Raw genomic sequence first — 24,641 nt, forward strand, 5'->3', positions numbered from 1 at the left:
GTCGCCCCTGAGCAAGCCGCCTACGCATTTCAATTTATTTGCGAAGTCTTGGGTCTAGTGCGTCACGTAAGCCATCTCCAACAACATTAAACGCAAAGATCGTTAAACTGATAAAGATAGCAGGGAAAAATAGACGCCATGGATAATATCGTATCGCTGGCAACCCGTCATTAGCCATCGTTCCCCAGCTGGCAAGGGGAGGTGTTAAACCTAACCCAATAAAACTTAAGAATGCTTCTGTGAAAATTGCATTTGGGATTGTTAATGTCATCGTAACAAGAATTGGTGCCATTGAGTTTGGAATTAAGTGTTTTGCCATAATTCGGCTTGTATTTGCACCGAGTGTTTTTGCTGCAAGTACATACTCTTGACTCTTTAAAGATAATACTTGACCACGAACAATCCGAGCCATATTGATCCAGCCAGTTATTGTCATAGCAAGAATCATTGTTCCTAAGCCTTGACCAAGGACGACCATTAGCAAGATTACTAATAGAAGGTAAGGAACTCCGTAAAGAACGTCAGCAAAACGCATCATCATTTCATCAGTTCGGCCGCCTTTATAGCCAGAAATACCGCCCCATAGTACACCGATAAATAAATCAATCAGTGCTGCAGCAACCCCAATGAAGATGGAAATTCGCGCACCTTCCCAAGTACGTGCGAAAACATCACGGCCAAGGTCATCTGTACCAAACCAGTGCTCAGATGATGGTGCTTGGTTTTTATTCGTTAAATCATTTGTTGCATAATCATAATCAGTCATATATGGTCCAAAGATCGCCATAATGATTAATATTCCTAACAATACTAATCCAAACATGGCAAGCTTGTTTTTTCGGAATCGGATAAATACGTCTTTCCAGAACGAAAGACTTGGTTTAGAAATTTTTTCAGCCTCTGAAATTTTAGAGCCAACGAGTTGAAATTTATCTTTCGAAATCTGCATAATTTACTCTCCTTTCTTCCCACCAGCAAGTTTGATGCGCGGGTCGATGATTCCGTATGCAATGTCAACAAGGAGAATAGATGCGAGCAATATAATACTATAGAACACTGTCACACCCATAATAACCGTATAATCCCGGTTTGTAATACTAGTAACAAAGTGAGCACCTAAACCCGGGATACCGAAGATTCTTTCAATAACGAAACTTCCTGTTAATATCCCTGCAGTTAACGGTCCCATATATGTTACAACAGGTAAAAGCGCATTACGGATCGCGTGCTTTACAGTAATAACTCCTCGGCTAAGACCTTTTGCCTTCGCTGTCTTGATATAATCATTGCTCATTACTTCTAACATACTTGAACGTGTTAAACGGGCAATAAATGCCATTGGTGTTGAAGCTAATGCCAGAGCTGGCAGAACGGTATGCATAAATGTTTCAAAACGTGCTACTGGGAATACTCCCATTTTAATTGCAAGGAAATATTGTAAAAAGGTTGCCATAATAAAGGATGGAACGGAAATACCTGCTACTGCTATAATCATTGCCGTGTAATCCTGCCATTTATTATGTTTTAATGCAGCAATAATCCCTAAAATAAGACCAAAAGCAACTGCTAAAAAGATTGCTTCCATACCAAGAATAAATGATACAGGAAAACCTTCACTAATTAAATCATTAACCGTTTGGCTTTTATACTTAAATGATGGACCAAAATCCCATTTTACTACCTTTAATAAGTAGTCCCCGTATTGTGCGTACCAAGGCTTGTCTAATCCATAGTGAGCATTTAGATTCGCTTCAATTTCGGGAGGCAGCTGTTTCTCAGATGTAAATGGGTTTCCCGGTGCAATGCGCATGAAGAAAAACGTCGCTGTAATGATCAGCCAAAGTGAGATGAGCATGTACAGTAAGCGCTTTCCAATATATTTCGCCATTGTCAAACACCTCCAATTTAATACGAAAAGCAAAGAGCGCGTAAATTTTGGAACAATCATAAGTCAATTCCTTACAAAAGGTGTACTTTCCTTTGGAAAGGAATTAACTTATGCACTTGAGCCATTGGCGCTCAAAGCTAGACAGTTTCTCTAAAGCCGAAACGAAGGTATACGGGTCATTTGTATCCCATATACCTTTCGTTTATTAGCTATTTTTACTCAAAATGTGCCCATTTGTATTGAACATCACCAAGTCCAGAAACAACTACACCTTTTAAGTTTTCAGCTTGTACCCAGTTGTTTGTATAGAAGTAGATTGGTAATACTGGCATATCTTCCATGAATACTGCTTCAGCATCTTTTAACATTTGTTGACGAGCATCATGATCGCCTTCTGTTGCGGATTTAGCAAGTAAATCTTGGAATTCTTTGCTTTCCCATCCTGTATCGTTGTTACCGCCTTCAGCGTCACGGTACATTTCTAGGAAGTTAATTGCATCGTTAAAGTCACCTAACCAGCCCATACGAGCTACTTGATAATCTAATGAATGTACTTTATCTAGATATACTGCCCATTCTTGGTTTTCAAGAGTTACTTCAATACCAAGGTTTTTCTTCCACATATCTTGGATTGCTTGAGCAATCTTTTGGTGTGCTTCAGAAGTGTTGTAAGAAAGCACGATAGCTGGAAGTTCAGAAGCATCTTTATAACCAAGTTCTTCTAAACCTTTTTGTAAAAATTCTTTTGCTGTTTCAACGTCATTATCAGGGAAATATCCTTTTTCGTTTTCAGGGAACATTGACGGCGGTACGATACCCATAGCCGGTAATTGCTCGCCTTGTAAAATATTATCAATAACTTCTTGACGGTTGATTGCATGTGCTAAAGCTTTACGGATATTTACGTTAGCTGTTGGACCTTCAGTTGTATTGAACTTATAGTTGTAAATACCTGCAATTGACTTAGTAACTAAACGGCCTTCATCTTTAAGCGCCTGCATTGCATCTGTTGGAAGTGCGCCAGTTGGAGCACCAGCCCAATCTAGCTCGCCATTGTCAAACATAGATAATTCTGTATTTGGATCATTAATCATAATCATTTCGATATTTGTTAATTTTACAGTATCTGCATCCCAATACTTTTCGTTCTTTTCAAGAAGAATCTTGTCACTGTGAGACCATTCAGTCATAACGAATGGACCGTTTGATGTATAGTCATCACCAGCATCGTTAGCCCAATCTGGGTTAGCTTCAGCAATTTTGCTGTTGATTGGCAGGTAAGTATAGAATGCTGTTAATTCTAAGAAGAATGGAGTTGGGTTTGCTAATGTAACTTCTAGTGTTTTGTCATCTTTTGCAACAACACCTACATCATCAATTGATCCACCGTTAAGGTTAGCATCTTCAGCACCTTTAATATAGTAAAGCTGGTATGCATACTCTGATTGGTTATTTGGATCTAATGCCCATTTCCAAGCATATTCGAAATCTTTTGCTGTTACAGGGTCACCATTAGACCATGTAGCATCACGTAAAGTGAACGTGTAAACTTTTTGGTCTTCGGAAATGTCAATTTTTTCTGCTGCTGCTTCGTGAGGTTGTCCATCTTCACCAATACGTGTTAACCCTTCGAATGTTTGACGAAGAACAGTACCGGAAGTAGCATCTTTCGCTAATCCTGGGTGTAAAGAAGGTGGTTCAGTGTTAATATTAACACTTAATTCTTGCGGAACATCTGATTTTCCAGCGTCTTTGTCGCCGCCCTTTTCGCCGCTGTCCGCATCGTCTTTGCCGCCACAAGCTGCAAGGAACATGCTAAGAACTAGCAACATACTAAAAAAGATCGATAGTCTTTTTTTCACGGATGAAACCCCCTATATATATTTACCCAAACGTTCTCTACTATATTTTTCTACGAAATACAACTGTACGCTCAGGGTATATTACTTAAATAGTCTGGAAATTTAGAGTAAAAATTAAGCAGACTATCTGCTAGTAATTTAAAAAGTAAGTTCATTTCACCTGTTTACAAATACTATTGTAGATATTTTACAAGTGGCAACTTACTCTTATACTACTATAATAAATTCCCTAAATTTCGAGTTGTTATATTTCAGTAAAATTTGTAACAATTTCGTAAAGAATTCGTTTGTTAGGTTTATTATAAATAGTTTAAAAATTTATTGCAAGTAGGTTTTATCTGTTATATATCAATCTAGCAATCCTATTTTTATAAAAATACTTATAAAATAAGTGTTTCAAAGACCAAAAAAAAATTTTTTGTTTCGTCATTTTTCGAGTTTTTTTGCATATTTTTGAATAATAATTAATAAAATAACGAACGTATTTTGAGATAAATTTACTAAAAAATTTCTTTGAAATTCTTGATTTTCATACCCATTTACTATAATATTACATTTAATATAATAAAAGCAATGGCATTGATAAAGAGTAGTACATTTATTTTTGGTTTCTAGAGAGCTTGTGGCCGGTGTAAACAAGCAGCCAGGTAAATCGAATGGACTTTTGAGCCTTCTGTGAAAGACGTTCCCTCACGTTACAGAGGGTTCCATGTATATTATATACATGGATCAAAGTGACTCAAGCATTTGAGTAATTAGGGTGGCAACGCGGACCATTCGTCCCTATTTTTTTAGGGATGAAGGGTCTTTTTTGTGTTTATTTTCTGTCAATCATGTTGAACTTATATGAAAGAAACACTCCTTTTACCCGATCGTCCATTTAATAATTGCCTTTATCAGCCAACAATAAGGAGGAAGGTTAATGAAAACTATTTTTTCTGGCATCCAGCCTAGCGGCACAATTACACTTGGTAATTATATAGGTGCATTGAAGCAATTTGTTGAATTGCAAAATGAGTATAATTGTTATTTTTGTATTGTTGACCAGCATGCCATCACTGTTCCGCAGGACAAACTTGAATTAAGAAAAAACATCCGCAGCCTTGCAGCACTATATATAGCGGTTGGGATTGATCCTGAGAAGGCAACCCTTTTTATACAGTCTGAGGTTCCTGCCCATGCTCAAGCGGGATGGATGATGCAATGTATTTCATATATCGGCGAGCTTGAAAGGATGACTCAATTTAAGGATAAATCTGCAGGCAAAGATGCTGTATCCGCAGCTCTTTTAACATATCCGCCTTTAATGGTAGCAGATATTTTGTTATATAATACAGATCTCGTTCCTGTTGGCGAAGATCAAAAACAGCATATCGAATTGACGCGGGATTTGGCAGAAAGATTTAATAAAAAGTATAACGATATCTTTACAATTCCAGATGTACGTATTCCTAAAGTAGGTGCACGAATTATGTCACTGCAAGAACCTACAAAGAAAATGAGCAAATCTGACCCTAACACAAAAGCATCGATTCGTTTGCTTGATGATCTAAAGCAAATTGAGAAAAAAATTAAAAGTGCTGTTACTGATTCAGAAGGCATTGTAAAATACGATAAAGAAAACAAGCCAGGTGTTTCTAATCTTCTTTCTATTTATTCGATTTTCTCTGGTAAAGAGATTAGAGAAATTGAAAAGATGTATGAAGGAAAAGGATATGGTGATTTTAAAGCTGATTTAGCACAAGTTGTTATAAATGAAATCCAGCCAATACAGGAAAAATATACAGAGCTTATGCAATCAAGCGAGCTTGATGAAATCCTTGACCGGGGTGCTGAAAAAGCACAGGCTGTCGCAAATAAGATGCTGAAGAAAATGGAAAATGCGATGGGGCTGGGAAGAAAAAGACGGTAATTTGATTAATTTGGCTTTTTAGATAAAAAAATCTATCACATAAGTGATAGATTTTTTTATCTTCTTGATTTTGGATTCAGTGCATCCTTTAGCCCTTCACCAATAAAGTTTATAGAGAGAATAACTAATGTAATAGCTGTAGCAGGTGGGACCCACATCCAAATTTTATTCCGCAATACATCTGAATTCCGCGCTTCTGCAAGCATATTCCCCCAACTTGGCGTATCAGCAGGAACTCCAAAACCTAAAAAGCTAAGGGCTGATTCTACGACTATCATGGCAGCCATTGTTAAGGTAGCATGTACAATAATTGCAGAGGCAACATTCGGCAATAGATGCTTAATAATTATTTTCGATGGTCTACACCCTATTGATTCAGCTGCAAGAATATACTCATTTTCTTTTTCTGCGAGGATTCTGCTCCGTACAATCCGAGCAACTCCCCCCCAATTCAAAACAGAAATGACTATAATTAGTGTCCAAAGACCTGAAACTTTCCCTACAAGAATTGTATTTAATACGATGACAAATACTAAAAATGGGAAAGTTAATACAAAATCTGTAAAACGCATTAAAATCTGGTCAATTTTGCCTCCGTAGTATCCAGAAATAGAGCCTACAATTGTTCCAAACAAAACAATTAAAAACATACAAGATAATCCAATGGTTAAAGATGCTCGTCCAGCATACATCATTCGTGTAAATACATCCCGGCCATTCGTGTCTGTCCCTAACCAGTTTTCACTTGAGGGTTCCTTACTTATATTCATGAAATCTACCCTGACAATATCCTTTGTTGTAATATAGGGAGCCAAAAATGACAGGATAATAACTGTAATTAAGAATACTAAGCTAATCATCGCTAATTTATTTTTAAAGAACTTTCTTCTTGCAATCACCCATGGAGAGGGACTTTTTTGTGGTGCATTCGGTGCAGGAAGATTTTTGTCTGTAACGATTTCCATAATACCCCTCCTTAATTCAACCTAATACGTGGATCTACTACACCATATAATAAATCTGCTATTAGATTTCCCAAAAGTGTTAAAAAAGAAAGTAACATTGTTATCGACATCATTACTGCATAATCTCTTCTATTAACTGATTCTAAAAATAGCTGCCCAATCCCTGGATATGTAAAAATCGTTTCAGTTATAACTGCGCCGCTTATTAATGTAGCAACATCAAAACCAAGAAATGTAACTAATGGAATAATCGAATTTCTTAAAATATGCTTATTATAAATCTTTGATTCTCTTGTTCCTTTCGCCCTTGCCGTTCTTACAAAATCTTTTCTGCTGTTATCAATAATATCATTTCGCAAAAATTGAGTGTATGAAGCAGTCCCCATTAATCCTAGTACTAATGCTGGCAATAGCACATGCTGCATTTTACTTAAGAAATATTCCCAAGTTCCTTCTTCCACACCGATTGCAACTGATCCGCTAAAAGGAAACCAGCCTAATTGGAATGAGAAGAAGTAAATAGCAACGATCCCAGCAACAAATGACGGAATTGCTAGAGCTAAATAATTATAGCCGGCTATTAAATTATCCCCTATTGTAAATGGCTTTCTGCCAGCATACATTCCCATAATAAAGGAAAAAATATACGTTAAAATCAAGGAAGTAATAGCTAAAAATAAAGTGTTAGGGATACGTTGTGCAATAATTTCTGAAGCGGGCTTTTTATAGACAGTTGATTTTCCAAAATCTCCTTGAACAAAATCAGAAATCCATCTTCCATACTGCACAAGAATGGGGTCATTATAACCTAATTTTTCTCGCATCTCAGCAATATACTCTGGATTTGTGTTTGATGGATCGATTTCGCCCGCAAATGGATCCCCAGGCATCATTTTTGCTAGGGTAAACACCACAACGGATATAAGGAGTAATAATGGAATCATGCCAAGAATTCTTCGAAGTGAGTATTGTAGCATGTGAAGTCTCCTTATCAATAAAATTTTACTGTCAATCAATGGCCCCCTATAGTGGGGGCCACTATTGATTGATAGTAATTTTATCGGTTTCTCTCTGTAGATTCCCCACCCAGCTAGGCAAAAGTTAGGGGCTTAACAGCTTATAAACCTTTAGTACTTATTACGATTATTCAGCGATATGCCATTTATGGACATCTGTTTGGAAGCCAACAGCATTAATGTGTACGCCTTGTAAACGTTTATTAATACCATATAGATCTAGGTTTTCCCATAAAGGAAGTGCAGGCATTTCCTCATTGAAATATTTTTGCCAATCAATATACACTTGTTTACGGTACTCTTTATCGAATGATTTTTCACTTAATCCTTCATCTAGCAATCTTTGATTTTCATCATCTACCCAACGTCCATAGTTCCACTCCGCATTGTTAGCCCATAAACCAGACGGGTCTGGATCAGCGCCAGTGCTCCATGATCCGAAGAATGCTTCTAATGCAGCATCATCATTATCTTTCATTTCATTGTATAGGTTAAACTCTACTAAAGCGCCTGTTGCTAATTCTGTCTTAACACCGATATCATTCCAAGCTTGAACAATTGCTTGTGAACGGCCTTCAAAAGCAGCTGGTCCAGCATAGTGACCGAATGAAATACTGAACGGTTTACCTTCAGGATCTTCTACAAATCCATCTCCATCCTTGTCAACATAACCAGCAGATGCCAATAGTTCTTTTGCTTTATCTTGGTTAAACTCATATGGATTTAATTCTGACTCTGGAGCAGCAGTCCAGAAAGTACGAGGAATAACAGTATTTGCAACTTCTGCTTTTCCTTCTAAGAACGCATTAATCATCGCTGGACGATCGATTGCATAAAGTAATGCTTGACGCAATTCTTTTGATTTGAATTTGTCAAAGTCGTCTACATTTGTAAGTGTAGCTTTATCACGATGTCCAAAACGCAAACCGATATAAGAATATGAAACTCCAGTCGTTTCTTCAATACGGACATGTTCTAACGCTGAAAGTTCCTTAACAGATTGTGGATTAATATCCATGATATCAATTTCACCATTTTGGAATGCACCTGTAGCTAAAGATGGATCGATAACTTTCACAATTACTCCATCTAGCATTGGCTTTCCTTGCCAGTAATCATCAAAACGTTCTAATTCTGTATACTCACCAGCAACAACTTTTTTCACTTTGAAAGGTCCAAGACCTACTGGGTTTACACGTACTTGATCTGATTCACCTAAATCTTTTACAGCAATTCCTTCATAATGCTTCTTAGGCATTGGGTTTGACCATAGGTTTTCAAGGTTATTGATTTTCACAGCTTCAAATGTAATTTTTACTGTATAAGGATCAACAACTTCGATTCCCTCGATTTTGTCTGCCTTTCCTTCTTTCTTAGCCTTTGCACCTTTGATGCCTTCAACATAATTGTAGCGAGGGCCATCATAATCAGGATGAGCTAATGTTTCAAGCGCAAATACCCAGTCATCTACAGTTAATTCTTCTCCGTTATGCCATTTCACACCTTTTTTAAATGAGAAAGTATACGTTAATTTATCTTCACTAATTTCCCATGTTGCTAAAAGAGGTACATATTCTAAATCATCATTTACTGTGTAAATGCCTTCGGTAGTAAATCCTTGAATATTACTATCAACAATACTTCCAGCATATGCAGGATCATAAACACCTTCTGGAGCTTGGTCTGTTCCATAAGTAATGATTCCACCTTCTGTAGCTTCTGCTGGTTCCTCTGTTGCTGGTTCTTTGTCTTTATCTTTCTCAGGTTCTTTCTCGGTTGTAGTCGTTTTGCCGGAACATGCTGCTAGAAATAAGGAAACGACTAGCATAAGCACGACAGTCCATAAAGCTGACTTTTTCATTAAAATACCCCCTTGTTTTTGAAAATTACAAAAATATTTCTTGCAAAAATACCAATTAGTACAGATGACAAGCTACTCTATGTCCGGGATTCACCTCCTTTAATACCGGCTTCTCTGTTGTACATGATTCCATCGCGTGTGGGCACCTTGGATGAAAAGGACAACCGCTTGGAGGATTAACAGGACTTGGGACATCACCTTGCAGAACAATACGTTCACTTTTTTTCCTAGGATCAGGCACAGGAATGGCAGAAATTAGAGCTTGTGTATATGGATGCATTGGTTCAGCATAAATATTTTCCTTGTCCGCAATTTCTACGATGTTCCCTAAGTACATAACTCCTATACGGTCACTCATATGTTTAACAACACTTAAATCATGCGCTATGAATAAAAATGTTAAATCAAATTCATCTTGTAATTCTTTTAATAGATTAAGAACCTGGGATTGAACTGAAACATCCAGGGCAGAAACTGGCTCATCAGCAATAATTAACTTTGGCCTTAGAGCTAAAGCACGCGCAATTCCAATTCTTTGACGCTGCCCGCCTGAAAACTCATGTGCATATTTATAATAAGCATCTTCAGGCAAACCGACCTTTTTCAATAAATCCATTACCTCATTTTTAAGTGACTTTTGAGATTTATTAGAAAAGTTTCGAATCGGCTCAGAAATTACATCACCAACCATCTGCATTGGATTTAGCGATGCATAAGGGTCCTGGAAAACCATTTGCATATCTTTTCTAATTTCACGTAAGGATTTGCCTCTTAAACTAGTAATATCTTTCCCTTCAAAAAGAATCTGTCCATCAGTTGGTTCTAATAATCTAAGGATCGTCCGGCCGGTTGTCGATTTTCCGCATCCAGATTCTCCGACTAATCCAAGGGTCTCTCCATTTTTGATTTCAAATGATACATCATCTACAGCTTTAACATGTGCAACAGTTTTTCTAAGGAATCCGCCTTTAATTGGATAATAGGTTTTCAGATTTTTTATTTCTAATAAATTACTTTTTTCTTTTTTAAGTGTAGTGTTACTCACGTTGTCACCTCACACTTTCTTTAGGATAACTACTTTCAAATAACAAACAGGATACCTCATGCCCCTCTTCAAATTTGGCTAGCTGAGGAATAACCGTTTTACATTCTGGCTTAGCTGAAGGACATCTATCTGCAAACCTGCATCCAATTGTTGGCATATTTTTTAAGGATGGAACAATCCCTTGAATCGTCGCTAGCTGTCCAACTTCTTCATCTATTCTTGGAATAGAAGCCATTAATAATTTTGTGTAAGGATGCTGAGGATTATGAAACAGACTATCAACATCAGTTCGCTCTACTATTTTCCCAGCGTACATAACTATTACCTCATCACACATCTCAGCAACAACCCCTAGATCATGTGTAATTAAGATAATGGACATATCATTTTTCTCTTGAATACTTTTGAGAAGCTCAAGGATTTGTGCTTGGACCGTCACATCTAGAGCGGTAGTAGGTTCATCAGCAATGAGAAGCTTCGGCTGGCATGCAATAGCAATAGCAATCATGACCCTCTGTCTCATTCCACCTGATAGTTGATGCGGATATTCATCTACTATTTTTTCAGGTCTTGAAATGCCAACACTCTTTAAAAGCTGGATAGCCATATCTCTTGCAGCCTTTTTCGAAAGATCTCCATGATTCAGCATGATTTCAGTTAATTGAGACCCAATAGTAAATACTGGATTCAAAGATGTCATCGGTTCCTGAAAAATCATACTAATATCTTTTCCTCTAATCTTATTCATCTCATCATCTGTTAGCCCTTCAAGTTTTTTCCCTTGGAAAATAACTTCACCATTGGTAATTTTACCAATTCCTTTTGGAAGCAGTTTCATAACAGAAAGAGACAATACACTTTTCCCACAGCCAGATTCGCCAACTATTCCAACAATCTGGCGAGGCTTTACTGAAAATGAAACATCATCTACTGCATGATAGAGAGCACCATCTATATCGAAGCCTGTCTTAAGATTTTTTACTTCGAGCATTGAATTCATTTAACCACACCTTTTTGAACGAATATTATGTAAATAAACTCTATTAGTAATACATTAAAGATTACTAATTTTCCATTAATTAAATACCTAATTTTTCTTAATATTATTACAATTATTTCATTATTGCAATATAAATTTAATTTAAAATTGCGAAAATAATTATTCTTTGGAATTAATAATTTAATAAATATTTTTCTAGTTATGTAATAAACTAGGTTGTTATTGGTGGGGAGTTTTCAAGTATCACCCCATTATTTTTTAAGCTTTGGCGGATACTTGCTTTATTTGCACTCATTTTTTTTGTAATTTGCATTTCTATTGTCTTTCCATCTTTCGTTGTCAGAATCAATTTATCTTCAACAGTTACCCTTTGTTTTTTAAGAAAGGTTTGTTCAGCTTTATCAATTTCATCCCAGCTTATAAATTCTTCTGAGAAACTAAATAGATTGTTTTTATAGATTCCTTTTGAGTTCATATAATAATAGTTATCGACACAAAGGATCATAACAATTACAGCAGCCAACAAAGATAATATGACAATAATTCCTTTAACTGTTTTCTTAGCTTTGCTTTTAGGTATGAATAGAACATTAATAAGCAAGATGGCAGATACAGAAATCAAAGCTGCACAAAAAGTTAAATATGTACTCATCGAAGCTTCAAAAAACCATATATCATTTGGCCGATATAAAAGTTCCTGGATTGGATATAAAATAATAAAAGGTACTACAAAGCTTGAAAGGAATGTAATAACAATTAGGACCACCTGGAATTGACTGGTGTCTGTATTTTTCTTTCTAGTAACTGTATAACTTGTCATAATAAATATTACCAACTCCTCCAATTAATTACAAAATTGAATATTCTAAATTTAATGTAAAACATAATTGAAAGAAAAGCAAATGCATCATTTGTTTTCAACAAACTACTGAGGAGGAAGTCCCTATTATTTTCTTGCCAAAATAATAAAAGCCAATTCTATTTGTTATAGAATTGGCAAGCAATCCCTTATTTAATGAATTCCATTTACTGCAGATTAATTTACCTTCGGACCATGTTCCATTTCCCATAGCTTTTCAAAAAATGGCTGTCCTTTAATGAGATTTTCACAAAACTTTTCATGCTTGCTTGTCCATCCATATTTACTTTGTTCAAACAATTGGAGCCAGGCATGGTCAAAATCCATTTGCTGAATTTCCGAATAATATTCCGGGCTCCATTCTGTAAACCAATACCTTACCTCTGCAACATTTTTCGAAGAGTATAATTGATCAAGTGCCATAAACATTAATTGCTTTAGCTGTCTTTCTTTTCTAGTCAGCCCATTCATCAGTTCAGGCGATGGCGAAAGAATATGAAAGTCCTTTAATGCCCGTTGATCATTGAAAGAATAAGTTATCGGATCATGATTATCTAACATTTCGTATGCTAACTGTTCTTGCCGAGGAATGAGGCGGCTCTTACGAATAGGGATGTTGTAACCAATCGTATCAACTGCTAAGATACCCATGCCATCTGATACAACAAAACAATATTCTAATTGAACTCTTTCATGATTTTTTCGTAAATACGCTTTTTGATAAATATCATCCAATAGTTGTTGAGGCAGCTCTGATAGATCATTTTCAATGTAATTAAATAAAATGGGATCAATTTTCAATAACGGCACTTGGTCAAGTAATTCAACGCCATCATCTTTACGCCATTCATGAAAGTGGCAAACATTGTAACCATTTTCTTCACCTTCAAACCAGTTCACCCAAACGTCATGAAGATATAACATCTTTTAACCCCCACTTTTACAAAATGTTTACCAATAAGTATGGGCAAAAGACAGTAAATTTATTCCTAAATTAGCAAATGGATTAACAGAGACTATGAATGAAACCGCAAAATAAAATGCTCTGAGGGCAAAAAAAACGATTCTTCCATTCGAAGATTCTTTTCTTTATAATAGCTTGAAACAATCTCAAATCCTGCTGCATATCCAATCATTTTAGGATAATCTTTAAAACCGTATAATATTTCATCATGAAGCTTTTCATTCTTTGTAACATGCAGCTCTTTACTTAAAAACTTCTCCCAATAACTATCAATTTCTTCTCGAGTATAATAATCACACCATTTTCCCCGATAGTTTTCTCCACAGCAGTGAGCGACTGCATACTCGGCAAGCCCTTCTAAAACAATGGAATCTAATAATGTAAAATCTTTTAAATGTTTTTTCTGTCTGTTTAATCTGCAAGTATGGTGGTATTCATGAACAAAAAGTGCTTCAATTTCTTTTTCATCCGTTAGCGGGGGAATAAAAAGAAACAGCTTATCCTTGAATGCTACCCCTGATTTTTCACTTTTCCCGATATAGAATAAACTGCTGTTAGCTGCCGCAGGAAATATATATATAGGGATATCTGGCCCCTTCCACTTTTTTCTATACTTTTTAAAAATCCTTTCAGTAATATCCCAGCATTTTAACTGTACTAAGTTTTTATAATCTTCATATGTTTTTCGATTTGGCCTATACATGCCAAAGCTCATCAAATAATTATAAATGTTATGCGGTTTCTTTTCCCCAAAGGTTTCCATAAACTCTTGACAAATTTTCACTGGATCATTAAAGTCTTTTTCCAGCCAATTATCTGTTCTAATTACCCCCACATTCTCACCCGACCTATTTTAGAATATCCGCTATGATATAGTTTATGATTTAAGGGTTCATTTGTTTAATTGAAAAGGCTTAAGCAAATTGCCAGTGCAAATTTTTCGTTCCCACTAAACACTTTAATCCGCTTCTACGGGCACATAAACTGCTCTTTCGTTCCCGTTAAACACTTTAACCCGCTCCTGCGGGCACATAAACTGCTCTTTCGTTCCCTTTAAACACTTTAATCCGCTTCTACGGGCACATAAACTGCTCTTTCGTTCCCGCTAAACACTATAATCCGCTTCTGCGGGCACATAAACTGCTCTTTCGTTCCCGTTAAACACTAAAAAAGACCAAATCAATATGATTTGGTCTTTAATAATTACTCGTATTTTTTAAAAGCGATTGTTGCGTTATGTCCGCCGAAGCCTAATGAGTTACTGATGACAGCTTTGATTTCCTTTTTCCTCGATTTATTTGGCACATAATCTAAGTCACACTCAGGGTCTGGTGTTTCATAGTTAATTGTTGGAGGCAGTACGCCATCCTGTATTGACTTAACCGCGAAAATTGCCTCAATTCCGCCAGCTGCGCCAAGAAGGTGTCCAGTCATCGATTTTGTTGAGCTAATAGCCAATTTATAAGCATGCTCACCAAAAACTTCTTTTATCGCTAATGTTTCGAATTTGTCATTATAATCAGTACTCGTACCATGCGCATTAATATAGTCAATATCCTCCGGCTTTAGCCCGCCATCTTCAATCGCCATTTTCATCGCTCTAGCCCCGCCTTCTCCAGCTGGTGCAGGTGCTGTAATATGGTAAGCATCACCAGTTGCGCCATAGCCGATGATTTCAGCATAAATATGTGCGCCTCGTGCTAATGCATGCTCTAATTCTTCTAGTACGACAATACCTGCTCCCTCACCAATGACAAATCCATCGCGATTTTTATCAAATGGACGGCTTGCCGTCTTTGGATCAGGATTTGTTGAAAGAGCAGTATTTGCGCAAAAGCCTGCTACCGACATTCTTGTAATTGGTGCCTCTGCTCCGCCTGTAATCATTGCATCTGCATCTCCACGCTGAATTACCTTAAATGCATCACCAATTGAGTTTGTACCTGTAGCACATGCTGTTACAGTACAAGAATTAAATCCTTTTGCTCCTAAAGTAATCGATACTTGACCCGTTGCCATATCCGGAATCATCATCGGAACAAAGAAAGGACTAACTCTTCTATATCCACGATTTAGAAAGGTTTCGAATTGATTTTCAAAAGTTTCCATTCCGCCAATTCCAGATCCAATCCATACTCCAACTCGGTGTGCATTTTCATCATTGATGGACAGATTTGCATCTTTTACAGCCATCAAAGAAGCAGCAATTGCATAATGAGTGAAGCGATCCATTTTTCTGGCATCCTTCTTTTCAATAAAATCTTCAATATTGAAATCTTTTACCTCAGCCGCAACCTTAGCAGGATATTCATCCGCATTAACCCTTGTTAAAGGTCCAACACCAGATACGCCCGCTAATATATTTTTCCATGTCGTTTCTACATCATTTCCAAGTGGTGTCACAGCGCCAATTCCTGTAACAACAACTCTTTTTTTATCCATTTTATCGAATCTCCTTTATTAGAAAAAATTTATCGGTCTTACAAAATGTATGAACATCTGAAGAAATTTTTTAACGTCCCCAGCGAAGCGCAATCGCTCCCCAAGTTAAACCTCCGCCAAAACCAACCATAACAATTAAATCATCATCCTTCACTCTTCCAGCTTCTAATTCTTCTGCTAAAGCAATAGGAATGGAAGCGGAGGAAGTATTTCCATATTTATGAACAGTTTTTGACATTTTCTCTTCAGGCAATTCAAGGCGTTGTCTAGATGCCTCCATAATACGGATATTTGCCTGATGCGGGATTAGCAGATCGACGTCTGCTTTAGACAAACCTGCTTTCTCTAATACTTTTACACTGCTTTCTCCCATTTGTCTAACAGCAAACTTAAAAACCTCACGCCCATTCATAACAATATAATCTTCTTGATATAAATGCTTTCCGCCACTCCCATCTGCTCCAAGGTCAAATGACAGAATTCCTCTTCCTGCTGAAACTGGGCCAAGAACAACAGCACCGGCACCATCGCCAAATAATACAGCTGTATTCCTGTCTTGCCAATCAGTAATTTTTGAAAGCTTCTCAACACCTACTACTAAAATATGCTTATATGAACCACTTTCAATAAATTGTTTTGCTGTTATCATACCATACATGAAGCCAGCACATGCTGCACTTACATCCATTGCTGCTGCATTTACTGCTCCAAGTCTTTCTTGAAGCATCGTTGCCACAGATGGAAATGGCCGGTCAGGAGTCACTGTTGCAACGATAATCATACCAATTTCTTCTGCAGGAATATTCGCATGAGCAATCGCATTTTTCGCTGCCTCATAAGCAAGGTCAGATGTATCTGTATCATCACCCGCTATTCGTCTTTCCTCAATACCTGTTCTTGTTCTGATCCATTCATCTGATGTATCTACCATTTTTTCAAGATCTGCATTAGTCAGTATTTTTTCTGGAAGGCATCTTCCAATCCCAATAATTCCTGCATTCATCCATCCCACGCTCCTTTTTTATGTTTCATTTTATTCATATTAAGTTCTATTTATTTTATTATCAATTATTATGACTTGGTACTAATTTTATCAAATGTACACGTAAATAATCAAGAAATATATTAGATCTCCGAGAATTACTAAGGACACCCATCTATACGGCAGTAATAAATTTTCATAAGCTAATATACATAAGTCTAATGGAGGTTGGGGAGATATGGAGGAAAAGAACCAGAAGCATTTGGCTGCAGAAGCAGATCCGCTCACTAGCTTTATGTTCGGAAAGAGCAAATACAGAAGAACAACAGAAGAAATAAATGATATAGAGAAAAATGAGTCACAAGATTTCGATCATGCATTTATAAGGAAAAGAGAAAGAGATTGGCTATTTGGAATAAAAGTAGATGCTGTGGAGGAAAAGAAAAAGGATCTTGGGGCCTTAGCTTTTCTAAACAGAATTAACCTGGGAGAACTTATCGAAAACATTGAAATTCTAGTTGATTCAGCTGATCAATTAAAACCCTTATACAAAAAGGCGACTCCCCTAATTAGCCATTTTTTAAAGAAATCATAAAAAAGCCGGCTTCTTTATCAAAGCCGGTTTTTTAGTTATTCCATTTCTTTAAAAGCGTCTGCTTTTCCCATTTCATACGCTTCATTCATAACCTTTGTAAACAAGTTCATGAATGGCTGAATCATTTCTAATGAAAGCTCAATTCCAGCTTCATCTAATTGCTGCTTTGCTTCTGGTATGTATTTCATTGCGATTTGCATAAATTCTAATGTTTTATCTGTTGGTTGCATTGATTTTTTCCTCCAAGCGTTATTTGGGGACGGAGTTCTGAGTACCCCTGTCCCTATTCATTAGGCAATCTTCCGGTTTTCTTATACTTTTCAATTGCAGCATTAATTAACTCAATATATTCTTTGTCTACATTTGGGCTGAACTTGCCTAGTGTGATCACATCATCTTGAAAATCAAAAGAAAGGTTCCCAGATTTTAGCTTCCCATCATTAAATTTCTCAGCTACTAATTCATATAGTACATCAACATGCTGAACTGTACTTGTTAATACGGCTGATTCCCCAAGGTCAGACTGATCAGAAATATATCCAATTGCATAATGCCCTTTTTCTTTCACCTTTTCAATGACTGGAACATTGTATCCATCGCCTGCAGGATAAATAACATCTGCATTCTTGGCAAAAATTCTATCCAAGCTTTGAAATGCTTGCGTGCCATCGTCCCAGTTGCCAACATACTCAATAATCACTTTGACATTTTCATTTTCATAATTAGCACCTTCATAGAAGCCCTCTATTTCAGGCTGCCACTCATATGCGGCAATTATTCCAATCGTATCCGTTTTTGTCATATGCCCAGCAATCATTCCCCCAAAAAACCCCATCGCATAAGCTTCAAAATTTAAGCTTGTTGTGTTGGAATTTTCAGCGTCGCCATTAAAACTTACAAAATGAATATGTGGGTATTTTTTCGAGATTTTATTAAAATACTCAGAATACTCATTTCCATGACCAAATATAATGTTAACCCCTTTTTGATCGAACTCTTTAACTGCACGTTCCACAACCATTTGGGAGTTCATGCCCTCTTTATAGTAAACTTCAATATCATGATGGGACTGTATCTTTAGCATTCCCTTATAGCCCTTTGTGCCCCAAACTTGATCATTTATCGTATCCGGGACTAACAAACCAGCTTTTTTAAGATTTCCCGCAGACATTGCTTGTCCGCAAGAGGCCAATAAAAGAAGGCATAAAAAGATCATCCCAAAACGCATTATCATTTTATGCATCTTCCATTACTCCGCCTCTCTTTAATAGCCACATCCATATTTCCCTCTTTCTATCTATCCTGAAAAATACCCGACTATTTTTATTCTACCCTTTACAGATAAGAATTGAAAAGTGTTTTTTCCGATACCTAGCTAGAATCCGCCTTCTATTAGGTCTTTTATGGATCCTTTTTGTATATCAGCATCCCTTGAAAAATAAAGATAATGATAATCACTAGCCTTCACATTTTGAATCATATTGTAAAATTGTTTATTAGAAGATTCATCGCCCTCAATTGGGAGGAGGCAAATTACTTTTGACTCTGTATCCTTTATTTTTTTTTCATTATGGACAAGAAACTTTTCTAGGTACGTGCTTATTTCCAGAGAATGATTGGGGTTACGCAGATATAAATAATTGAAATCAATAATAATTAATGACTGTTCTTGAATCTCCGTGAAAGAGTTACCTTCTTTCTGAAGCACTTCTTGAAAATTAGCATTTCTGCCTATTTCCATTCGTTTTTCCTCAAGTAGTTCCTCATCCATATCCTTATAATGAATGCCTGTTACTTCGTATCCCGCCTCCAATAAGGAACTGCAAAAGTAAAACCCTAAATTTTCGTATGTCCCTATTACTATTGCCCTGTCCATTTCTAAGCCTCCCCATTTTCTTAGTGTATCCTATGCTAATAAACTATTAATTATTTCCTTTAAATTAAATTAGGCTAGGATTATAAAAATCTTTCATTTTTTTTCAAAAAATAAACGATTTGACTGCCAATTCCTTGTCTTTTTTCGGGTAGGACATAGCAAATTGAAAGGGGCGATTCCTTTTCTCTCCAATTAACAGTGAGACTTTTCAATAGATTTGCTTGTTTATATGCGCGCCGGTCAGATAATATTTGAATAACCTTTAAAGGGATCGGATCATTTTCAATTAAAGCATTCGTGCTTACCTGCTTAATTTTAGCTTCTACTTGCTTCATTTCAGCACCAAATGAATCGGATAATTCCTTTAATAATTTTTTGTAAAAAAATTTATGTTCTTTTTCAAGTTCTAAATGATGTTGAAGGGAAACGATAGGATTAATCAATACACAAGTTCGTATTTGACTGGGACCCATCTCATTCATAAGCCTAAGAGCGATTAATGCGCCCATCCCTTCAGCTATAATGTGTATTTTCCCATTTATAATTTCTGTACGGATAATGTGCTCATATAATCTTCTTGCAAGATTGACGGCTTTATCATTACCCCAGTTCTTTCCGTAAAGGTTTGAATAAAAAATCGTATACCCTTCTTCTTTAAATCGGTTTAGTAAGACAGACTTCCCCTCGTTCTGTGTCCAAAAACTGCTTTCGGCATTAACAAAATTTCTTTCATCACCAATTACAAGGATACCGAAACCACTAGGCTTTTCGGGATAATGAATCATGTTCCATTCGGTATCCAGTTGAAAGTTTCGGCTTTCCATTTTACTATCTCCTTTCCTATGATCGTTCCTAATAATGTATGAAACCTCACATAAAATGATAGGGGGTTTGCCTATTGTTTGTAGTCAAATATCATTAAAGGAAAAGTATTACTTAATTTTGCGGTTGTTTCGAATTTATTGGGATATTAACGTTTATTAATTATTTGGCTTATGGTAATATGAAAAGGGATTTTAAAATGTAAGAGGTGAATACATTGAGATTCTTTTGGACTTTTTTCTGGACATTTCTTCTTGTGCAAATGATTAATTATGTTGTTAGTTCCATGATCGGTACTGCATTCAACTTGAAAACCGGTTCCATTCTTGCAGTAGCTGCAACAATTTTAATTTTCATCGTCGCTTCCATTATTCCTGAAGGACCGAGTGAAAAAGAAGCAATTCATTAGAAATTAGTCATCCTGGCAATCGTCAGGATGACTTTTTTTCGCATCTATTTAATCTCCAATGTAATATCTTTGTTTTCATTTGAAATCGTCACTTGGCTATGTTCTTTGATTTGCCCGGCGATTATTTTCTTAGCTAGTAAAGTTTCAACGTTCCGCTGAATAAAACGTTTTAATGGCCGTGCGCCATAAACGGGATCAAAGCCGTTTTCTGCAATATATTCTTTTGCACTTTCGTTTATACTAAGCTGAATATGCTGATCGGATAATCTTTCCTGCAGCTCTTTAATTAGTTTGGAAACAATCGCTTTAATTTCTGCCAACGCTAATGGTTTAAATAATGTAATTTCATCCACCCGATTTAAGAACTCTGGACGGAAATGTCCTCTAAGTGTGCTCATCACTTTATTCCGTGTTTCTTCATTAATAATGTCATCTATTTTCCCTTCAACGCGTTCCAGTAAAAACTGTGAACCTATATTCGAGGTCATAATGATTACAGTATTTTTAAAATCAACTGTCCGCCCCTGTGAATCCGTGATTCTTCCATCATCAAGCATTTGCAGAAGGATGTTAAAAACTTCTGGGTGAGCTTTTTCAATTTCATCAAGCAAAATAACAGAATATGGCTTTCTTCTTACTGCTTCCGTCAACTGTCCGCCCTCTTCATATCCTACATACCCAGGTGGTGCACCAATTAATCTTGAAACAGCATGTTTTTCCATATACTCTGACATATCTATCCGAATGATTTGCTCTTCACTATCAAATAATGATTGTGCAAGCGCCTTGGCAAGCTCTGTTTTCCCAACACCTGTAGGTCCGAGGAAAATAAACGAACCAATGGGACGATTCGGATCCTTTATTCCAGCTCTTGCACGTAGTACAGCATCAGAAACAAGCCCGACAGCTTCATCCTGCCCAACGACTCTTTCTCGCAAAATATTTTCAAGCCGAAGCAGTTTTTCCCTTTCACCTTCCACAAGCTTTGCTACTGGGATTCCTGTCCATCTTGCAACAATCCCTGCTATTTCCTCTTCTGTAACCTCTTCTCTTAATAATCGGTCCCCCTCACTGCGATTTACATCTATTTCCAGTTGTTTCAATTCCTTTTCGTGCTCGGGAATTTTTCCGTGGCGAAGCTCTGCTGCCTTGTTAAGATCATAGTTATTTTCAGCATCCTGAAGTTCATGACGCAATTTTTCGAGCATCTCTCTTTTATGCTGAATCCGCAGTATTCCTTCTTTTTCAAGTTCCCATTTTGCCTTCATAGCATGTGCGCGGTCCTTCAGTTCCGCTAGTTCCTTTTGTAAGGATAAAAGCCTTGCTTGGCTTGCCTCATCATTTTCTTTTCTTAAGGCGGCTTCCTCAATTTCGAGCTGCATGACACGCCGTGTTACCTCATCTAATTCTGAAGGCATGGAATCAATCTCCGTACGGATCATCGCACATGCCTCATCCACTAAATCAATTGCTTTATCTGGAAGGAAGCGATCTGAAATATACCTGTCAGACAAAGTGACGGCAGCTACAAGTGCACGATCATGAATATTAACTCCATGGTGGACTTCGTAGCGTTCCTTCAAACCTCTTAATATAGAAATTGAATCTTCTACATTCGGTTCTTGCACAAGCACCTGCTGAAAGCGACGTTCGAGTGCAGGGTCCTTTTCAATGTATTTGCGGTGTTCATCAAGGGTTGTCGCTCCAATACAATGCAATTCACCCCTTGCAAGCATCGGCTTTAGCATATTACCTGCATCCATTGCACCTTCTGTTTTTCCAGCGCCGACAATCGTATGGATCTCATCAATAAAAAGTAGAATGCCGCCTTCACTTTTCTTGATTTCATTTAAAACAGCCTTTAATCGCTCCTCAAATTCCCCTCTAAATTTCGCACCAGCAATTAAGGCACTCATATCAAGTGAAAAAATTGTTTTATTTTTTAACCCTTCAGGTACGTCTTTACGTACAATTCTTTGAGCTAAGCCTTCAACGATTGCTGTTTTCCCTACTCCAGGTTCACCTATTAGAACAGGATTGTTTTTCGTTTTCCTTGATAGAATACGAATGACATGTCTGATCTCACTATCTCTTCCAATAACTGGATCCAGTTTGCCAGCCTTAACTTCTGCCACAAGGTCTCTTCCATATTTCTTTAATGCATCGTATGCTGCTTCAGGATTTTGGGATGTCACTTTTTGATTCCCCCTTATTTCATTTATCGCAAGTTCTAGCTTTTTTCTATCAGCACCAGCATTTTTTAATACAGCTCCTGCATCTGATTGTCCTGAGGTAACAGATGCTAGCAGCAGATGCTCTACCGACATAAATTCATCTTCTAATTTTTTCATTTCAGATTCTGCATCTGTAAAAAGCCGCTGCAGTTTATTTGTAATGTATACCTTTCCCTGCTCGATGCCGCTGCCTGAAACTTGCGGCTTTTTACTTAATAGAACTTCGAGCTCCTTTATTATTTCTTCAACAGAAACCTCTGCCTTTTTAATGAATGAAACCATGAGACTATCCTCTTGTTTAAGAAGGGCCAAAAACAGATGAACCTCATCTACTTCTTGATGCTGTTCACGAATAGCCATTCCTTGTGCTGCCATAATTCCTTCTTGCATCCGCTCTGTCATTCGGTTTAAATCCATGACGACCTCCTTTTGACCATTTTTGACCTTTATTTTTATTATAATCCATATGTAAAGCCATCCACAAGGGATGGCTCATGTTAAAACCTATTTTCTTGTGAATTTTTTAGTACAGTTAATCTTTTTTAAGAAAGTATAACAAATTTCGATTTTGAGAACTGCTTCTAGCTCCAGCGACTAGCCTTATTGGACTTCCCTTCCTACGATAAGTCAAGCACAAATGCGCTATCGCTCTTCGTGTTTCATTTATCTCGTCGGGGGCGGTCCAGTCCATACAGGACTAAGCAAGGCGCTTCCGCTTTTCTTAATTACGGCTTTCTTTGATAGGTCCACACACGGTTATGATTGGAGTTTTCTGGGAATCGATCTCCTGCTCTTAACTTTAACATTTGTGGATTATTTACATTGCTTCCAGTCTCCCCAACCTCGATATACACACCATTATTGGGTGCCTTTTGTCCTGCTTTAAATTGGCGATTTTGTCCCACGACAAATACCTCCTTTGATTTCTCGAATCTTTTATATTATTTCCAATGAATATCTCCTCATAAGTGAATTTTTTTCCAATTATCACTAGTTATTATAGTATTTTCCTTTACAGAGCAGCATCTTTATAGTTAAATGAAGGTGGAATGAGACTTTTTCATTGGGGGATATTTAATAGTGGAAGATATTTTTGAACTGTTGAAATATTTATTTCTTGGACTTTTTCAAGGTATTACAGAACCGATCCCAATTTCATCAAGCGGACATTTAGAAATTGCTGAATACTTTTTTGGATTAGAAATAGAAGGATTGAGCTTTGCCTTATTAGTTAACACTGCTTCTTTGTTTGCGGTATTGTTTATTTATCGAGAAGATATAATGAGGCTAATTCGTAATGGACTTCGTTATTTGACAACAAAGGAAAAAAGTGCAGAAGCAGATTTTCGATTTATCATCTACTTAATCATTGGTACAATCCCTGCAGGTGTTATTGGCATATTATTTGAAGATTTTATAGATGAACACCTAGCAAGTATAAAAACCGTAGGTCTTACCCTTTTGATTACTGGTCTTGCTCTATGGCTTATCCGCAATTTGAGAGGAAGAAAAAATGATGCAGATCTTTCTTATAGAGATGCAATCATCGTTGGTCTCGCTCAGGCAGTTGCTTTAATACCTGGAATCAGCCGTTCTGGTGCAACGATTGTTGCTGCGATGGCTATTGGGATGAAACAAGAAACTGCGTTGAAATTTTCATTTCTCCTATATATACCAGTAAGTGTGGGCGGCATGATACTTGGATTTAGCGATATACTTAATGATAAAAATTTAGCATCTCTCGCCTTGCCTTACACGATTGCATTTATCGCTTCTTTAATTGCCTCCTATTTTTCTTTAAAATGGTTTATGAATATTATGGCTAAAGGAAATTTAAAGTATTTTGCGATCTACTGCTTCATCGTTGGTCCATTAGTCTTCTTTTTATCCTAATTAAACTTTTTAAGAC

At 36.9% G+C, this 24,641-nt stretch carries 23 protein-coding genes and 1 other annotated feature; of the genes, 4 read left to right on the top strand and 19 right to left on the bottom strand.

The window, feature by feature from the left end:
* Nucleotides 1-34 precede the first annotated feature (34 nt).
* The 3 genes from C1726_RS03065 to C1726_RS03075 all read right to left on the bottom strand — a co-directional run bounded on the left by C1726_RS03065 (nucleotide 35) and on the right by C1726_RS03075 (nucleotide 3,750).
* Nucleotides 35-952: an ABC transporter permease gene (locus tag C1726_RS03065; RefSeq protein WP_322090959.1), complete on the bottom strand. Its 918-nt coding sequence runs from the start codon at nucleotides 950-952 to the stop codon at nucleotides 35-37.
* Nucleotides 953-1,888, bottom strand: a complete 936-nt coding sequence (locus C1726_RS03070; protein ID WP_102271818.1) for an ABC transporter permease — start codon at nucleotides 1,886-1,888, stop codon at nucleotides 953-955. It abuts the gene before it with no gap.
* A 215-nt stretch (nucleotides 1,889-2,103) separates the two neighbouring features.
* The gene (locus C1726_RS03075; protein ID WP_102271819.1) at nucleotides 2,104-3,750 is read right to left on the bottom strand and encodes a peptide ABC transporter substrate-binding protein; all 1,647 of its coding nucleotides are present in this window, start codon (nucleotides 3,748-3,750) and stop codon (nucleotides 2,104-2,106) included.
* Nucleotides 3,751-4,320: 570 nt separating this feature from the next.
* Nucleotides 4,321-4,538 (top strand) — a binding site (T-box leader).
* 134 nt (nucleotides 4,539-4,672) lie between these two features.
* On the opposite strand from C1726_RS03075, the gene trpS reads away from it, so the two are divergent.
* Nucleotides 4,673-5,662, top strand: coding sequence for a tryptophan--tRNA ligase (gene trpS / locus C1726_RS03080; RefSeq protein ID WP_102271820.1), 990 nt, complete (start codon nucleotides 4,673-4,675; stop codon nucleotides 5,660-5,662).
* 56 nt (nucleotides 5,663-5,718) lie between these two features.
* Here trpS and opp4C read toward each other — a convergent pair whose 3' ends face one another.
* The 10 genes from opp4C to C1726_RS03130 form a co-directional block, all read right to left on the bottom strand.
* On the bottom strand, nucleotides 5,719-6,627 hold the full coding sequence (gene opp4C, locus C1726_RS03085) for an oligopeptide ABC transporter permease (RefSeq protein WP_102271821.1): 909 nt from the start codon (nucleotides 6,625-6,627) through the stop codon (nucleotides 5,719-5,721).
* Nucleotides 6,628-6,638: 11 nt separating this feature from the next.
* The gene (opp4B, locus tag C1726_RS03090) at nucleotides 6,639-7,604 is read right to left on the bottom strand and encodes an oligopeptide ABC transporter permease (protein ID WP_102271822.1); all 966 of its coding nucleotides are present in this window, start codon (nucleotides 7,602-7,604) and stop codon (nucleotides 6,639-6,641) included.
* A gap of 166 nt (nucleotides 7,605-7,770) precedes the next feature.
* Complete coding sequence (opp4A, locus tag C1726_RS03095; protein ID WP_180968084.1) at nucleotides 7,771-9,504, bottom strand: oligopeptide ABC transporter substrate-binding protein; 1,734 nt, start codon at nucleotides 9,502-9,504, stop codon at nucleotides 7,771-7,773.
* 55 nt (nucleotides 9,505-9,559) lie between these two features.
* Nucleotides 9,560-10,549, bottom strand: coding sequence for an ABC transporter ATP-binding protein (locus C1726_RS03100; RefSeq protein ID WP_102271824.1), 990 nt, complete (start codon nucleotides 10,547-10,549; stop codon nucleotides 9,560-9,562).
* Nucleotides 10,550-10,553: 4 nt separating this feature from the next.
* Nucleotides 10,554-11,549 (bottom strand): ABC transporter ATP-binding protein, encoded by a 996-nt coding sequence (locus C1726_RS03105; protein ID WP_102271825.1) that lies wholly within the window; start codon nucleotides 11,547-11,549, stop codon nucleotides 10,554-10,556.
* Nucleotides 11,550-11,760: 211 nt separating this feature from the next.
* Nucleotides 11,761-12,369 carry a hypothetical protein gene (locus C1726_RS03110; RefSeq protein WP_102271826.1) on the bottom strand — a complete coding sequence of 203 codons (609 nt, stop codon included), beginning with the start codon at nucleotides 12,367-12,369 and terminating at the stop codon, nucleotides 11,761-11,763.
* A gap of 216 nt (nucleotides 12,370-12,585) precedes the next feature.
* On the bottom strand, nucleotides 12,586-13,332 hold the full coding sequence (locus C1726_RS03115) for a YjbA family protein (protein WP_102271827.1): 747 nt from the start codon (nucleotides 13,330-13,332) through the stop codon (nucleotides 12,586-12,588).
* A 92-nt stretch (nucleotides 13,333-13,424) separates the two neighbouring features.
* Complete coding sequence (locus C1726_RS03120) at nucleotides 13,425-14,207, bottom strand: DUF2268 domain-containing protein (protein ID WP_235822688.1); 783 nt, start codon at nucleotides 14,205-14,207, stop codon at nucleotides 13,425-13,427.
* Nucleotides 14,208-14,575: 368 nt separating this feature from the next.
* On the bottom strand, nucleotides 14,576-15,814 hold the full coding sequence (gene fabF / locus C1726_RS03125) for a beta-ketoacyl-ACP synthase II (protein ID WP_102271828.1): 1,239 nt from the start codon (nucleotides 15,812-15,814) through the stop codon (nucleotides 14,576-14,578).
* Between the two features lie 70 nt (nucleotides 15,815-15,884).
* A complete protein-coding gene (locus tag C1726_RS03130; RefSeq protein ID WP_102271829.1) occupies nucleotides 15,885-16,817 on the bottom strand; it encodes a beta-ketoacyl-ACP synthase III in 933 nt (310 codons plus the stop codon).
* 217 nt (nucleotides 16,818-17,034) lie between these two features.
* On the opposite strand from C1726_RS03130, the gene C1726_RS03135 reads away from it, so the two are divergent.
* The gene (locus C1726_RS03135; RefSeq protein ID WP_102271830.1) at nucleotides 17,035-17,391 is read left to right on the top strand and encodes a hypothetical protein; all 357 of its coding nucleotides are present in this window, start codon (nucleotides 17,035-17,037) and stop codon (nucleotides 17,389-17,391) included.
* 35 nt (nucleotides 17,392-17,426) lie between these two features.
* Here C1726_RS03135 and C1726_RS03140 read toward each other — a convergent pair whose 3' ends face one another.
* The 4 genes from C1726_RS03140 to C1726_RS03155 all read right to left on the bottom strand — a co-directional run bounded on the left by C1726_RS03140 (nucleotide 17,427) and on the right by C1726_RS03155 (nucleotide 20,091).
* Nucleotides 17,427-17,621, bottom strand: coding sequence for a ComZ family protein (locus C1726_RS03140; protein WP_102271831.1), 195 nt, complete (start codon nucleotides 17,619-17,621; stop codon nucleotides 17,427-17,429).
* A 53-nt stretch (nucleotides 17,622-17,674) separates the two neighbouring features.
* Nucleotides 17,675-18,634 (bottom strand): BMP family ABC transporter substrate-binding protein, encoded by a 960-nt coding sequence (locus C1726_RS03145; RefSeq protein ID WP_102271832.1) that lies wholly within the window; start codon nucleotides 18,632-18,634, stop codon nucleotides 17,675-17,677.
* Nucleotides 18,635-18,766: 132 nt separating this feature from the next.
* Nucleotides 18,767-19,267 carry a hypothetical protein gene (locus C1726_RS03150; protein WP_102271833.1) on the bottom strand — a complete coding sequence of 167 codons (501 nt, stop codon included), beginning with the start codon at nucleotides 19,265-19,267 and terminating at the stop codon, nucleotides 18,767-18,769.
* An 80-nt stretch (nucleotides 19,268-19,347) separates the two neighbouring features.
* Nucleotides 19,348-20,091, bottom strand: a complete 744-nt coding sequence (locus tag C1726_RS03155; RefSeq protein WP_102271834.1) for an alpha/beta hydrolase family protein — start codon at nucleotides 20,089-20,091, stop codon at nucleotides 19,348-19,350.
* Nucleotides 20,092-20,306: 215 nt separating this feature from the next.
* On the opposite strand from C1726_RS03155, the gene C1726_RS03160 reads away from it, so the two are divergent.
* The gene (locus C1726_RS03160; RefSeq protein ID WP_057763847.1) at nucleotides 20,307-20,498 is read left to right on the top strand and encodes a DUF2929 family protein; all 192 of its coding nucleotides are present in this window, start codon (nucleotides 20,307-20,309) and stop codon (nucleotides 20,496-20,498) included.
* A gap of 44 nt (nucleotides 20,499-20,542) precedes the next feature.
* On the opposite strand, the gene clpB is transcribed toward C1726_RS03160, so the two are convergent.
* Together clpB and C1726_RS03170 are read right to left on the bottom strand one after the other, a co-directional pair.
* On the bottom strand, nucleotides 20,543-23,149 hold the full coding sequence (gene clpB / locus C1726_RS03165) for an ATP-dependent chaperone ClpB (protein WP_102271835.1): 2,607 nt from the start codon (nucleotides 23,147-23,149) through the stop codon (nucleotides 20,543-20,545).
* 308 nt (nucleotides 23,150-23,457) lie between these two features.
* Nucleotides 23,458-23,637, bottom strand: coding sequence for a YjzC family protein (locus C1726_RS03170; RefSeq protein WP_057763843.1), 180 nt, complete (start codon nucleotides 23,635-23,637; stop codon nucleotides 23,458-23,460).
* 175 nt (nucleotides 23,638-23,812) lie between these two features.
* On the opposite strand from C1726_RS03170, the gene C1726_RS03175 reads away from it, so the two are divergent.
* The gene (locus C1726_RS03175) at nucleotides 23,813-24,625 is read left to right on the top strand and encodes an undecaprenyl-diphosphate phosphatase (RefSeq protein ID WP_102271836.1); all 813 of its coding nucleotides are present in this window, start codon (nucleotides 23,813-23,815) and stop codon (nucleotides 24,623-24,625) included.
* Nucleotides 24,626-24,641 lie beyond the last annotated feature (16 nt).

Origin of the sequence: Cytobacillus massiliigabonensis (genome assembly GCF_900199725.1) — a bacterium.
GTDB lineage: Bacteria > Bacillota > Bacilli > Bacillales > Cytobacillaceae > Cytobacillus > Cytobacillus massiliigabonensis.